The sequence below is a fragment of the Lelliottia sp. GFLA7 genome, from assembly GCF_056490165.1.
This window is the reverse complement of the sequence record NZ_JBWLAQ010000009.1, coordinates 12,413-25,971: the sequence shown is the minus strand read 5'-3', so window position 1 is coordinate 25,971 and position 13,559 is coordinate 12,413. Positions and strand designations below refer to the sequence as shown.

Below are 13,559 nucleotides of genomic sequence, written 5' to 3'. Positions count from 1 at the left end.
GCGAACCGCACGCTAGTTTTTGCGCTTTTTCCAGACGGACAGTTTCACAATGAGTTCCGCCAGCGCGTAGCGCACGGCTTTTTCGATGACGTCCTGACAGTCGCCGGTAAAAAGCACTCTGTCTGTCGAAATCTCACCGCGATAATTCCACGCAAACCAGACGGTGCCCACAGGGGTACCGTCATCGCCGCCATCGGGCCCGGCGTATCCGCTGACCGCAATGCTGATATCCGCGCCTGCCCGCGCGAGCGCCCCCGCCGACATCTCTTTGACGGTTTGTTCACTGACGGCTGTATATTTCTCAAGCGTGCTCGCCTGGACGCCCAGTATTTTCTGCTTCGCCTCATCGCTAAAGGTTATTAACCCAACGTCATAAAAAGCGGCGGTGTTTTCCTCAGCGCACAGCGCCGTGGCAAGGTTGCCGCCGGTACAGGATTCCGCAGTGGTTAACATTAATTCTCGCTCGGTGAGGACATTCGCAACCTGCTTTGTCAGCTCGCCCGTTGTTTTCGCTTCGTTATAAGCGGTAGTACTCATAGGACACCCTACTCACTTTCGACAGGAATAATGGAAATATGACCGTTACGTTCAAGAATGGCGTATTTGATTTTACTGAACTCTGTAATTCCGTGATTCTGCCGCGCAGCGACTAAAATATCGTCGCAGGAGACATCCACTTTTCTGAGTTTGTCAGACAGAGGCAGGCCATTTTCGAGCAAAATAACGGGCGCCCCATCAAGAATAGACTCTGCGCCAGAGATGTACTTCTTCATCAGTCCGAAAACAATATCCACCGCCACCAGCGTGACAATCGTCAGCATTGCCCCGGTGACCGAGAAATCGTTGCCCAGCAATGCCTGCTGTGTGGCTTCACTGATAATCAGCAGCAGGATTAGATCAAAGCTGGTCATCTGTAATAAAGCGCGACGACCAGCTATTTTAAATACCACCAGTAAAATAAGGTAAATGGCGATCGCCCGGAATACCATCTCCATATCGCTCTCCTAAGGATAAATAAACTGCCAGAACGCGATACCTGGCTGGTCATTGACGCTAATAGAACTCACTGACTTTCCCGGAACAGTGGGGGTGACATACATCCAGACGCTGAAATCACGATTATTATTCACATTGTTATAAACCAGATAGAGCGTGTTCCCTCGGCTGTACATGCTGTCGGGCTGAGGAGAGATACTCCCGGGCTGAAAATCCTCATTAAATTTCTCGCCCAGGCTCACGACATACTTATCCGTGTTCTGAGGCTGAACGGTGAAATGAAGTTTGAATTCGGTTTGCAATCGGCCAAAGCGTTCATAATTCACGCTTAGCGTTTGAGATATATTGCTTTTTTGCGCTGAACTAAAATAACCATTAGAAAAAAATCCCAGCACTGCCGCCAGAATGATGCACAGTAAAACCGCAAAACCTATCGACTGAAACCCGGACTCAAAATTGAGCGCAAAGCGGTTCTCTTTAACGCCGGGCAATTTGTCACGGTTATCATGTGATGATGTCATTTATCCCCTCAGCCGTTTCGGTTATTACGCCTTTAGCGAGATGATTCTTAACGCCATTATCTTTTAGGACTCATCCCGTTTGCCAGATAATGAATCAACAACCAGACTTAATATTAAGCTAGGTTTCACTTTTTTGGAGGTCAGTATGAAATTATCCCTTGCGCCACTTTTCTGTTGTTTGCTCATCCCAACGGCATGGGCAGATGACAGTGGCGGGCTTCAAAAAGGCGAAGCGCCACCGCCGCCGCACGCGATTGATGATGGGTATCGTGGGACGGAAAATGCGCGCACCATGACCGTTGAGCAGGCCAAAGAGATGCACGACGGTGCGACCATTTCGCTACGCGGTAATTTAATTGACGGCTCCGGCGGCGATAAATATAAATTCCGCGATAAGACAGGAGAAATCGACACGATTATCCCGAAATCTGTGTTTGATGGGAGAACGGTTGAATCCGATAATATGATCAGCATTAACGGTAGTCTGGATAAGAAAATGACGCCGCCAGTCGTACGAGTGGATCACATTCAAAAATAGCTATTGATATGCCTGCGCAGTGCAAAGTAAAGAGAGATATCCACTCACTTTGCACTGTGCGATATTTCCTGCCTTAAGCTAAATCTCACCAAAGCCAACGCTGAATACCGTAACCCCTACCAATATCTGGGATGCAAATACCAGGATTAATCTGTCCTTTAGGATTATTCCCCATTTCATCACCTGCTAAAAAAACCAACAATTTTAATCGCTTTCTTTGCCATGGAATATCCATGACATGTTTGCCGATATTATTCGGCGTTATCAACAAAAACGGCACAAAGGATTACGGAAAATGAAACACATTTCTCTGGCGGTATTAGTCGCAGCGAGCCTGGTCAGCGGCGCTGCTCTGGCGGATAATCATACTTTTTCTCTCGGTTATGCTCAGAGCAAAGTTGAGACCTTTAAAAATATTCGCGGCGTGAACGCACAGTACCGTTATGAATGGGATTCCCCGTTGAGCGTAATGGGTTCTTTCACCTATATGAGCGGCGATCAAGATGATAATTATTATATCGATTCTGACTCCGTGAAAAATCACCTTGAGGTGAAATATTACTCACTGATGGCTGGTCCAGCGTACCGTATTAACGAATACGTTTCTCTGTATGCTCTGGGCGGTATTGCCCGTACTAAAGCGGATGGCGACACCAAATGGGTTAACGCGGGCGATGGCTACACTCAGAAAGACAGCATCTCTGAAAAATCGACCTCTTTCGCTTATGGCGCGGGCGTGCAGTTTAACCCAACCGCCGATTTGGCGATTAACGTGGGTTACGAAGGCACCAACGCCGATCTGGAGGGCGACAGCTACTCTATCAATGGCTGGAACCTGGGCGTAGGTTACCGCTTCTAGTCTGTTGAATTGACCTCTCCCGGTCAGGGAGAGGTCAGCGTTTGTGCACCCGCTAAAATATGCGCAACAAAATGCGTGAGTTTTGGCAGCGGACGTAAATCCTGACGCCACAATAAATGCACCGGCCTTGGCTCAGGGGTAAAATCCTCCAGCACGCGTATCAATTTTCCCTTCGCCAACTCTTCTGCCACCAGCACTTCAGGCTGCAACAGCAAACCCGCTCCGGTAATCGCCGCCATGCGTAAACCGTAGCCATCGTTACAGCGTAAAATCGCGTCGCGCTTCCAGCGCACCTCTCCTTCGACGCCGGGCAGTCGCCACTCGTTACGCGCCGTCCATACCGTATGCGACAGACACAAATGATCGACCAGATCGGCGGGTGTTTGCGGCGTGCCGTGTCGCGCCAGATATTCCGGTGCCGCGCAGATCACCATCCGATAGGGACAGAGATATTTCGCTACCAGATCGTCGTTATGAACTTCGCCAATGCGGATCGCCAGATCGATGCCTTCATCGACCAGATCAACCCGCCGGTTCGTCAGATCCAGCTCAACCCGCACGTCCGGCCAGAGTTGCAAAAACGTGGCGGTGAGCGGCGCAATCACGCAGCCACCCAATGACGTCGGTGCGCTGACGCGCAGCGTTCCGGCAGGCGCAGTGCGCAATCGCTCGACGGCACTTTCCGCAATCGACACCTGCTCCAGCACGCGTTTTGCCTCGTCAAAGTACACGCGTCCGGCGTCGGTCAGGCTCTGGCGACGGGTATTGCGCTCCAGCAGACGCGTGCCCAGCTGTGTTTCCAGCAGCGCGATATATTTCCCCACCATCACCGCTGACATCTCGAGCCGTGACGCCGCGCCGGTAAAGCTGCCGCTCTCCACCACCGCGATAAACGTCTCCATGCCGCGAAGCTTATCCATATTACAAACCCCTGGTTAGCAATCATCTAACTTTAGCCCAGTTTATCTCATATTTAATTTATTAAAGAATGGAGGCACACAACATGAGGAGTCAGCGATGAAAATTGTCATTATTGGTGCCAGCGGTACGGTAGGTCGTGCGGTAACGGAAGAGTTGAGCCGTCGTCATGAGGTGATCCGCGTGGGTCATACAAGCGGTGATGAGCAGGTGGATATCACCTCGCAGGAGAGCGTCCAGGCGCTGTTCGAGAAAATCGGCCCGGTGGATGCGATTGTCTCCGCGAGCGGCAGCCTGCATTTTGGCCCGCTGGCGACCATGAAAGACAGTGATTTTAATCAGGGATTGCAGGACAAATTGCTGGGCCAGGTGCGACTGGCGCTCACCGGTCAGCACTACCTGAATGAAGGCGGTTCGATCACCTTGATAAGCGGCATTGTGGCGCACGAGCCAATTGCCCAGGGCGTCAACGCCACCACGGTCAATGCTGCGCTGGAAGGTTTTGTCCGCGCCGCCGCCTGTGAACTGCCGCGCGGCATTCGTATCAACCTGATAAGCCCGACGGTGTTGAGCGAATCAGCCGAAGCCTATGACGGATTTTTCCCGGGCTTTGAGAGCGTACCCGCCGCGACCGTCGCGCTGGCTTATCGTCGCAGCGTCGAGGGCGTCCAGAGCGGGCGGGTGTACAAAGTGGGTTACTGAGTTTTTTCAGCCGCGATCAGCACCAGCATCGGGCGTTCCGCTTCTTCAGCCAGCGCAGGCCAGGCATCCGTCTGCGCCTGCGTTGGGCCCCATTCGTTGACTTCACGAATCGTCAGCCCTGCCGCGATCAGCGCATTGAGCGTCGTGCCAAGCGTGCGGTGATATTTGATAACACCGTCCGCCAGCCAGTTGCTGACCCGCTCGCCCTCCTGCTGATATTGATTCACACCCCAAAAGCGCACACCATTATCATCGGTGAGCCAACCCTGACGCGACGCGCAGGTGTAGATCGGATGTTCCATCGAAAACACCAGACTGCCGCCGGGTTTCAGCGCGCGCTGAATTTTGGCAAACAGGGTGTCGAGTTCCGGCAGGTAATGCAGCGCCAGCGAGCTGTAAACCAGATCGAGACTGTTTTCTGCCAGCGTCAGCGACTCCAGACTGGCGCGTTGATAGTGAATCGCCGCGTCGTCGGTCAGCTCCGCGGCGCGTGCGAGCATTTTTTCCGAGATATCAACGCCCGTCACCTGCGTCGCGCCCCTTTCCCGCGCCACGCGGCAGAACCAGCCGTAACCGCAGCCGAGATCGACTACCGATTTCCCGCGCAAATCCGGCAGCATCGTTTTCAGTGCGGGCCACTCGGGCGCGCCATCCAGCCCCTGCACCGAGCGCGGAAGCTGCGCGTAGCCTTCGAAAAACGCCGGATTGTCGTAGATATTCTGTGCCATGCGAGATTCCTCTGTAAGAATGTGCTTAAGAGTATACCTCTCGCTTTGTTCTCTACCCAAAGGTTGAGAGTTCCCAGGCCATATGTGATTCGCAAGCGATGGAAAATTGTCAATTGAAATGAAAGCGTTACAGCGATGCCCTGGTCCGGCTGTAAATCGCTGAGTCGTTGACCAAAGGCCGGGGCGACGCGCAGGGAAGCGCGGAGAGGGCGTGACCTGCATGGATGCAGGATCACGCCCGACCCGAAGCCGGAGGGAATAAGACGAAAGTACCGCGAAGCGGCGATTTTCTTGCCGGGAGCCCGGGTCGCCAGGGCGGTGGCGATTGAGCCGCCCTGGCACGTTCACCGGTTCCGTCATCACAGAGAAGCACGAGACTGGAAGTGAACGGAATAACCTCCTGAGCCGCATGCTCCCCCTCACCCCAGCCCTCTCCCTAAATGGAGAGGGAGAACTTTGCGCAAATGGTCAATTTGTGAGGATCCCTCCAGGGTGCAAACACCGCATCACCCCACCGCTCCCCACACCAGATTCCCTTTATGGAACGTGGCGGTTCGCGGCGAAATGCGCGCCACGGCTTCGGCAGAACAAGAGGCATCCACCAGCACGAAGCTGGCGTCATCTTGCGCCTTCGGCCACACGCGCTCGCCTTTGTCGTTGAGCGGCAGCACGTCACCCGTGGCGATCCCGAGCGCACGCGAGAGGGTTTGCTCGTTCGGACGGATATACAGCTGCGCGTACAAATTGGCTTTTTCGAGCATATCGCCCAGACCGTACGGCGACCAGTGGTCGATGACGCTGTCGGTGCCCGTCATCACAAATACGCCTTTGTCGCGCAACTGTTTGAGCGGCATGTGCATCGTGCCAATCGGCACGGTGGACGCGATCGTGATCTGCTGCGCCGCCATGCGGGTTGCCAGCGCGTCGACCTGCTGTTCGTTGAGCATCGCCAGCGCAAAGCCGTGGCTGATCGTCAGTTTGCCCTTCAGCTCCGGCGTTTTTTCGACGGTGTCGACCATGTAATTGACCGCCGCTACGCCCGCGGGGCTGGTTTCATGCAGATGAATGTCCACGCCTTTGTCGTAATCCAGCGCAATCTGGAACATGGTGTCGAGAGATTTCTCCATCGCGCCGTCAACGTTGGTCGGATCCAGCCCGCCAACGTAGTGTGCACCTGCCTGCATCGCCTCGCGCATCAGCGGCTCTGATTTTGAAAGCAGCAAACCGTGCTGCGGAAACGCCACGATTTCACACTCAAAACCGGCGGTGCGACGTGCCAGCACCGCCTGTAAATTTTCCAGATTTTTCAGGCCGGAAGTGGGTTCGATATTGCAGTGGCTGCGGGCAATGGTGGAGCCTTTCGACTGAATCAGATCGATGAGTTTTTCCGCGCGTTCCTGAGTATAAGGCTGCAACTCGGGCAACAGCTTGTGTTCGAGGCGGATCATATCCTGAATGGTGGTTCCCGCCGGACGATTGAGCGAGCGCCACGGGCCGCCGTAAAACGTTTTGTCCAGATGGATATGCATGTCGCGCATCGTCGGGAGCATCAGCTTGCCGCCTGCATCGTAGTGCGGCAGCGTGGCGTCGGCGTGGCTTTTGTTATCACGCAGCGCGACAATTTTACCGTCTTTGATTTCCAGCGTTTTCAGTTCGGTGCGCGTGCTGACGGCCACGTCGCCCTCGAAGTGAAAACCCGCCTCCAGCAGCACGTTATCCAGATAATAGTGTTTCGCGGTGATGTTCATCGGTTTGCCGGTCTCGCAGGTCTGTTTCGCAGAATCAGCAGCATACGCGACGGAACCGGTCGCACCAAACAGCGCGCAGGCGGTGACCATTTTGCCGCTCTGGCTGATAAACTCCCGGCGGCTTTTATTCTCATTCATCTTATCTTCCTTATTCTTATACGTTCACAATATGGGTGCCCGTTTCACCGCGCAGCGCCGCAGGCAGGCAGTCTGGTGAGGTGATGATGACCCGTTTACCGCCGTGCTGCAGGAATGCCAGGCTGGCAACGATTTTGGGTAACATGCTGCCCGCCGGGAAATGGCCCTCTTCCTTATAGCGCATCATCTGCGCGACGTTCACCGTGTCCAGCGCCAGCTGGTTTGGCTTGCCAAAGTTGATGCATACTTTCTCAACGCCGGTGGTGATCACCAGCACGTCGGCGTGAATCTCACGCGCCAGCAGCGCGGTGGAAAGATCTTTATCGATGACGGCATCCACGCTTTGATACTCGCCCGTTTCGGCGCGGGTCACCGGGATCCCGCCGCCGCCTGCGCCGATCACCACGAAGCCTTTTTGCGTCAACGTTTTGATCGCGTCCGCTTCCACGATCCGTATGGGTTGTGGAGAAGCCACCACGCGACGGTAGCCGCGCCCGGAGTCTTCAACGAAATGCCAGTCGGGATGGGCGAGCTGTAGCTCATCGCGCTGGGCTTCGCTGAAGAACGCGCCGATCGGTTTGGTGGGATGGGCAAAGCCGGGATCGTTTTTGTCGACTTCAACCTGCGTGACGACCGTGACCGCTTTTTGCTCCCCGCGTGTGGCCAGGCGGTTGTTGAGCGCCTGCTGGATCAGATAGCCAATTCCGCCTTGCGTGTCTGCCACGCAGTTGGCAAGCGGGGTCAGCGGCAGTCCTTCGCGCTCGTGCGCGATTTCGGCGCGACGCAGATCTAATCCCACCTGCGGGCCGTTGCCGTGCGTCAGGACGATGTCGTAATCGGAGGCCAGCATTTCCAGTACCGAGTCTGCGACCGCTTTGACCGCCTGCGCCTGATGTTCAATCGACTGGCTGGCGTTGTCTTTGATAATGCTGTTGCCGCCGATGGCGACGACCATGAGTTCTTTCATCTTTTTTCCTTTGAAAAAGTGCGGTCTGGTGCCCTCACCCCAGCCCTCTCCCACAGGGAGAGGGAGTAAAACCCCCTCACTCTGTGGGAGGATGTAAAGGCCACTCCGAGCTGTCCCCTCTCCCTGTGGGAGAGGGTTAGGGTGAGGGCATCAGGCATTATCAGGACTCTGAAACCGGGGCTCCCGCACGCGCCGCTTCACGGCTTTCGAGGAAGTGTTTCACCACGAACATGCCGCTCATCATCAGGTAGGCCGTGACGAACGTCGGCGAGCTGCCCTCTGCGAAACCCACGACCGGCGCGTGGATCACACCGAACAGCGCTAACAGCGCACCGACCGCGGCCGCAATCGCACCGCGCAGCGGTTTATTGATGATGGCGAAAATCGCGATACAGCCCCAGAGCATACTGGCGAGCGGTGCGCCGTTGCCGAGGTGCATCAGCCCTTCGTAGTAAATTCCTTTGCTGTGCAGCACGTCGGTGCCGATTTTCGCCGCGTTGGTTCCCGCCGCCCCCATCACGCTGTTCATCATGGTGAGCGCCCAGTTGGCGATCCACGGGAACAGACAGATAAAGATGACGGGCACCTCCACTTTGGGCGTTTCCCTCACCACCTGGTTGGCGGTGACGACGCCGATAAACACCAGAATTGGCACGATGGCGGTCATCGGAATGATGGCGAGCATAAACGCCCCCAGCCCGAACAGCGGCACGATGAACATGGTGACGCCAGACGCCAGCGTATAGCCGATGCTCGCGCCCATCGCTTTCCATCCCGCGTGACCAACATAAACCGTCACCGGGAACGGGTTCCCCATCAAGCAGCCGAGCATCGACGCCAGACCGTTCGCCAGCATCACTTTGCGCGTTGGGTAGGGGTCGCCCGCCGCGTGGGCACTTTCGATGTTCTCGAGGTCAAAGATGTAGTTCGCGAGTCCCAAAGGCACTGCCGAAGCCAGATACGGCAGCGCGTGCGGCAGGCCCTGCATAAAGCTGTCAACGTGGACTTCCGGTGGGTTAAAGCCAAACGACGACATCGACGCTTTAATCGCCTCCGGGCTTTGCAGACCGGAGATCCACGCCAACGCCGTACCGGCAATCAGCAGCAGCAAACCGGTCGGAATGCGGGCAAAAATTGGCTTTTTGCCAAACCAGTTGATGAAGATCAGCAGCAGCACGATGAACGACACGGTCGGCGCTTCAAACGCCTGCAGCATCGGGTTCATCGCCAGCAGCAGCAGACCCAGGCCGGACAAGCACGACAGCAGCACGGTGCGCGGAATCATCTTACGGATGGTTTCGCCGAGGAACGAACCGCCCGCCAGAATCATCGCTTCAACAAAGCACCACACCAGGCCAATCTGGATGGCGAAGTCAGCATCCCCGGTTTGCTGATACACCGGCATGAGCACCAGAAACGTGACGGTAAAAATCGACGGCGCGCTCGGCCCAGACGGCAGCGCGGTAACATCGTTACGCCCGGTTTGACGTGCCATTTGCAGGCCAAACCAGGTGTAACACACGCTCGCCACCAGCACCGCCAGCCCGAAGGCCGGCGCGATACGTCCATAAACAATCTCTTTCGGGATGCCGACGACAAAAATGAGCAGCCCCATCATGGTGAGCAAATTGGTCAGGTTGTTGGTCATCAACCCGAAATATGCCGCCCAGTCACCTCTTTTCCACTCCAGTTTGATGCTTTTCATGGATGCTTACCTTATAGGAAGTAGCGATCGCGGAAGGTCAACAGCGCCTTTTCAAAACAGCTAAACGGCGGGTGAACGATGCCCGCCCCAATCATGCCAATACCGGCGTCTTTGTGGGCGATGGCGGTGTTAATGACCGGCAGAATGCCGCTGCCCGCCACTTTAGTGATATCAATCGCCGTCGGAATGCCCATAAACGAGAGCAGTGGAATGGTGACGTTCGGGTTTTCGCCGAGCGTGATTTCGCGCATCTGGCGCGAGAAATCGACGGCTTCATCAACCGTACCGCCCACCAGCGCGACAATGGCCGGAGCCGTCGCCATTGCAAAACCGCCGATGCCGTAGGTTTCAGTGATGGCGCTGTCGCCAATGTCCAGACCGGAATCTTCAGGCTTATAGCCCGCAAACATCGGGCCGATCACCTGCTGCGCCGGACCCGTGAACCATTGCCCCGGCAGACCAGAAATGCGCAGGCCGAATTCGTAGCCGTTGCGCGCCATGGTGGTGACCACGGTGCTGTATTCAATGCCGTGGGCCGCGTCCATTGCGGCTTTGCACATCGCCATCCACGTCGGGCCGGAGAAGTAGTCGCTGCTGGCGACAAACTCAAACACCTGGCGCTGCTGCTCAACCGGATAGCCCGCCTGAATCAGCCCCGGCGTCAGCGCCTGAATCAGCAGCGTGGTGCCTGCGTTATTGCGGTTATGGCACTCGTCGCCCATGTGCAGCGCCTGCGCCAGCATCAACCGCAGATCGATTTCGCCGATAATCTTCATCGCGTCGCGCAGCATCGGGCCGAGCACGTCACGCATCCAGATCAGACGGTCGATCACGCTCTGGTCGTTGGCCCCCATACGCAGAATTTTCGCCATCTGCTCGCTGAGATTGGTGAACGCGCGGTTGCCGTAGGTTTTGTTTTCGACGATATGCATAAACATCGAGGCTGACGTGACGCCCGCCATCGACCCGACGCAGTCGTGCTCGTGGCACGGCGAGAAGGTGATTTTGCCCGATGCGGCCAGCGTTTCGGCCTCGTCCAGATTGCCCGCCAGCCCTTCAAATACCAGCGCGCCCGTCACCGCGCCTTTCATCGCGCCGCACATGTTTTCCCACGCCACCGGTGGACCAGCGTGCAGAATGGTGGTGCGCGTCATGCCAGGCACCACGTTGATGGCCTGATCAAAGCCCACCAGCACCGGATGAGACTGAATAATGCGCTCCAGCGCGATGTTATTAGCGGCGGCGATTTTGTCGGCCAGCGGTTTGTTTGCCAGCTGATCCAGGGCTTCCACCACCTGCATATTGCCCTGCCCAGGCGGGGTCCAGTCGAGCTGCGTGACCGGAACGTGCTGCTTTTTCAGGTCGTCGCTGAATAGGGCGATACCGACGTTAATGACGTTCAACGGCTGGTTAAATAAGGTTTTCATTAGGCTTTCTCCCCTTTGCAGACAAATTCACGCGCCAGTAATCCCGTATTGGTGCTGCTGCTCGCCCAGATAACGCCCGCGTCGGTGAGCAGCTGACACTGCTGCGAAAGCGCTGGCGTATCGAGATCGGTGCCCAACACATAGCCCAGGATTTCCAGCGGGCGGTTGTCGGCGTTGGCAATCGCCTGCGCCTCTTTAATGGCGTCGATCATCACGCCGACCGGGTCTTCATGCGAGCCGAAGCCGAGTACAAAATCCATCACGATGACGCCCACTTCGGGGTCGCGCGCTTCCTGTAACAGGCGGCTGATGCGGTTGGTCGGGTCGATCATCGGGTGCGGCTTGCCGTTGGTGAAATCGTCATCACCAAAATCGAGGAAGGTGTGGGCTTTGCTGACGTTCACATCGGCTAAGCGTTTCGTCGGATCGGGCTGAATGTTGCTGTAGACGTCGTCGAATTTCTCCAGCGCGGCGAACATCGCTTCGTCGCACAGCGTACCGCCGCAGAACAGGCCGCGAATGTATTTTTGCTGCGGAGTCAGGCGCGCACGGATCTCTTCGATCAGCGGCCAGTTGAGCGGGTGCAGATCCAGCGACTCTTTTTTGATGCCGGTCAGCAGGACTGCTTTGAGTGCCGCCTCTTTTGTGCCGCGCGCAAACTGCAAGCCGTCTTCATCGGCAGGCGGTGCATTGCGACCGAGGAAACAGACCACCACCGGCTTGCGGCAGGCACGGGCGCGGGCCAGCACTTTTTCAGCAACCGAGGGCGCTGGCGGTTTGGAGATAAGCGTAATGACCTGGGTGGCGTCGTCGGCTTCGAGCATGTCGATGGCGTCGAGCATCATCAGACCGCCGATTTTCTCGCTGAGATCGCGCCCGCCCGTGCCAATCAACTGTGAAATCCCGCCGCCAAATTCATGAATGCGCGCGCTCAATTCCTGGCTACCGGTGCCAGACGCGCCCACGATGCCAATCGGACCACGACGAACCGCGTTGCCAAAGCACAGCGCTGCACCGTTAATGATGGCGGTGCCACAGTCCGGTCCCATCATCAGCAACCCTTTTTCGTGCGCCAGCTGCTTGAGCGCCAGCTCGTCATCCAGACTGACGTTATCGGAAAAGAGCATCACGTTGAGACCGTTTTCCAGCGCCTGACGCGCTTCGCGGGCGGCAAAGAGTCCGTTGACAGAAATGACCGCCAAATTGCTTTCCGGACGGTGCGTTTTGGCGCTGGTGAGCGTGGCGTAACGCGATTCGTGTGAGCCCGAGCTCTCTTTGCGGGTAAATAACCCCTCGATGGCGGCCAGCGTTTCGTCATCCGCCGCTTCGCCTTTAATCACGATCATCAGGTCGCCATTTTTAGCGTCCTGCAATTCCGGCGTTAATAGCCCGAGGTTTTTTAAGACGCCTTTATTCATTTCGGTCGCCATCGCGATAAATGCCTGTTCAACGCCGGGCAATTTATTGGCTTTGGTCGAGACCGACATCAGCGAGACAGAATCAAAATAGGTATTCTTTTTTATAACGATTTTGGTAGGCATTATTTCCTCCCGAATGCGGGCAAAAGGGGGCCGTCATCATGTTTAAGGCATGATGTGAAAAGTGATATTTTTTAGTGCAGGCAAGCCCGATAAGACTTGCCGAATGGATTACGCGCCGGCGGCTAACAGCAGATCGGCAATCGGGTGATAGCCTTTTTCGCGCGCCAGTTCGAGAGGTGATTTACCGTATTTATCCGTCATATGCGGATTTGCGCCGTGGTCGAGCAGCAGCTTGACGATCTCCTGCTGTTTTGCCCCACCGTCGTTTAATACGATGGCCTCCAGCAGCGGCGTCCAGCCAACAAAATTAGTGTGGTTAACGTTGATATCCGTGTGGGTCAGCAGCTCGCGCACGATTTCAACGTGCCCTTTTTCACTAGCCGGAGTGATACCCACGCCACCGAAGCGCGTCAGTCGGTCGAGATCCGGGTTGGCTGGCAACACAATGCGCAGCAGGGTGATGTCGTTAGTCAGGCAGCTAATCAGGAACGGGTTAAAACAGGTTTGATCTTGCTTATCGATATCCGCGCCTGCGGAAATAAGCAGTTCAACGCAAGAATAATGTTTATGCAGACTGGCAATAATAACGGCGGTTCTTTTCTGGCGATTCGTGGCGTTGATATCCACGCCTTTATCCAGACAGGCCTGTAGCGCATTGGCATTGCCCTGTTCTGCGGCCAGCAGAAATTCAGTAACGAGTTCATTTGCAGACATATTAAGACTCCGATGTTTTCATTTCTGATGTCCTGAGAATAGCAACAGCGCATGCAT

Annotated in this window: 15 protein-coding genes; 3 read left to right on the top strand and 12 right to left on the bottom strand. The window is 55.9% G+C overall.

Annotated elements, in window-relative coordinates; translation table 11 throughout:
- Positions 1-12 precede the first annotated feature (12 nt).
- Genes AC07RN_RS18485 through AC07RN_RS18475 form a run of 3 tightly spaced genes read right to left on the bottom strand, consistent with a single transcriptional unit; the run spans position 13 to position 1,517 of the window.
- Positions 13-537: a 2-oxo-tetronate isomerase gene (locus AC07RN_RS18485; protein ID WP_478337015.1), complete on the bottom strand. Its 525-nt coding sequence runs from the start codon at positions 535-537 to the stop codon at positions 13-15.
- Between the two features lie 8 nt (positions 538-545).
- Entirely contained in the window at positions 546-995 is a 450-nt protein-coding gene (locus AC07RN_RS18480) for a DUF421 domain-containing protein (protein ID WP_478337014.1), read from the bottom strand.
- Between the two features lie 9 nt (positions 996-1,004).
- Entirely contained in the window at positions 1,005-1,517 is a 513-nt protein-coding gene (locus tag AC07RN_RS18475; RefSeq protein ID WP_478337013.1) for a hypothetical protein, read from the bottom strand.
- A gap of 145 nt (positions 1,518-1,662) precedes the next feature.
- On the opposite strand from AC07RN_RS18475, the gene AC07RN_RS18470 reads away from it, so the two are divergent.
- Complete coding sequence (locus tag AC07RN_RS18470) at positions 1,663-2,055, top strand: YdeI family stress tolerance OB fold protein (protein ID WP_478337012.1); 393 nt, start codon at positions 1,663-1,665, stop codon at positions 2,053-2,055.
- 85 nt (positions 2,056-2,140) lie between these two features.
- Here AC07RN_RS18470 and AC07RN_RS18465 read toward each other — a convergent pair whose 3' ends face one another.
- Positions 2,141-2,290 carry a hypothetical protein gene (locus AC07RN_RS18465; RefSeq protein ID WP_190275356.1) on the bottom strand — a complete coding sequence of 50 codons (150 nt, stop codon included), beginning with the start codon at positions 2,288-2,290 and terminating at the stop codon, positions 2,141-2,143.
- A gap of 60 nt (positions 2,291-2,350) precedes the next feature.
- On the opposite strand from AC07RN_RS18465, the gene AC07RN_RS18460 reads away from it, so the two are divergent.
- Positions 2,351-2,914 carry an Ail/Lom family outer membrane beta-barrel protein gene (locus AC07RN_RS18460; RefSeq protein ID WP_015960130.1) on the top strand — a complete coding sequence of 188 codons (564 nt, stop codon included), beginning with the start codon at positions 2,351-2,353 and terminating at the stop codon, positions 2,912-2,914.
- Positions 2,915-2,937: 23 nt separating this feature from the next.
- Here the strand turns inward: AC07RN_RS18460 and AC07RN_RS18455 are convergent, their stop codons facing one another.
- Positions 2,938-3,834: a LysR substrate-binding domain-containing protein gene (locus AC07RN_RS18455; protein WP_478337011.1), complete on the bottom strand. Its 897-nt coding sequence runs from the start codon at positions 3,832-3,834 to the stop codon at positions 2,938-2,940.
- A 97-nt stretch (positions 3,835-3,931) separates the two neighbouring features.
- On the opposite strand from AC07RN_RS18455, the gene AC07RN_RS18450 reads away from it, so the two are divergent.
- Complete coding sequence (locus AC07RN_RS18450; protein ID WP_015960132.1) at positions 3,932-4,534, top strand: short chain dehydrogenase; 603 nt, start codon at positions 3,932-3,934, stop codon at positions 4,532-4,534.
- On the opposite strand, the gene AC07RN_RS18445 is transcribed toward AC07RN_RS18450, so the two are convergent.
- The 7 genes from AC07RN_RS18445 to AC07RN_RS18415 all read right to left on the bottom strand — a co-directional run bounded on the left by AC07RN_RS18445 (position 4,528) and on the right by AC07RN_RS18415 (position 13,502).
- Entirely contained in the window at positions 4,528-5,262 is a 735-nt protein-coding gene (locus tag AC07RN_RS18445; RefSeq protein WP_478337010.1) for a class I SAM-dependent methyltransferase, read from the bottom strand. The two genes, AC07RN_RS18450 and AC07RN_RS18445, sit on opposite strands and share 7 nt — an antisense overlap.
- 506 nt (positions 5,263-5,768) lie before the next feature.
- Positions 5,769-7,148 carry an amidohydrolase family protein gene (locus AC07RN_RS18440; protein WP_478337009.1) on the bottom strand — a complete coding sequence of 460 codons (1,380 nt, stop codon included), beginning with the start codon at positions 7,146-7,148 and terminating at the stop codon, positions 5,769-5,771.
- 16 nt (positions 7,149-7,164) lie between these two features.
- Positions 7,165-8,115 carry a carbamate kinase family protein gene (locus tag AC07RN_RS18435; protein ID WP_478337008.1) on the bottom strand — a complete coding sequence of 317 codons (951 nt, stop codon included), beginning with the start codon at positions 8,113-8,115 and terminating at the stop codon, positions 7,165-7,167.
- 160 nt (positions 8,116-8,275) lie between these two features.
- Positions 8,276-9,820 (bottom strand): xanthine permease, encoded by a 1,545-nt coding sequence (locus tag AC07RN_RS18430; protein ID WP_478337007.1) that lies wholly within the window; start codon positions 9,818-9,820, stop codon positions 8,276-8,278.
- Positions 9,821-9,831: 11 nt separating this feature from the next.
- The gene (locus tag AC07RN_RS18425) at positions 9,832-11,247 is read right to left on the bottom strand and encodes a YlbE family protein (RefSeq protein ID WP_478337006.1); all 1,416 of its coding nucleotides are present in this window, start codon (positions 11,245-11,247) and stop codon (positions 9,832-9,834) included.
- On the bottom strand, positions 11,247-12,788 hold the full coding sequence (gene fdrA, locus AC07RN_RS18420; protein ID WP_478337005.1) for an acyl-CoA synthetase FdrA: 1,542 nt from the start codon (positions 12,786-12,788) through the stop codon (positions 11,247-11,249). The genes AC07RN_RS18425 and fdrA overlap by 1 nt, the downstream gene beginning before the upstream one ends.
- Positions 12,789-12,896: 108 nt before the next feature.
- Entirely contained in the window at positions 12,897-13,502 is a 606-nt protein-coding gene (locus AC07RN_RS18415; RefSeq protein WP_015960139.1) for an ankyrin repeat domain-containing protein, read from the bottom strand.
- Positions 13,503-13,559 lie beyond the last annotated feature (57 nt).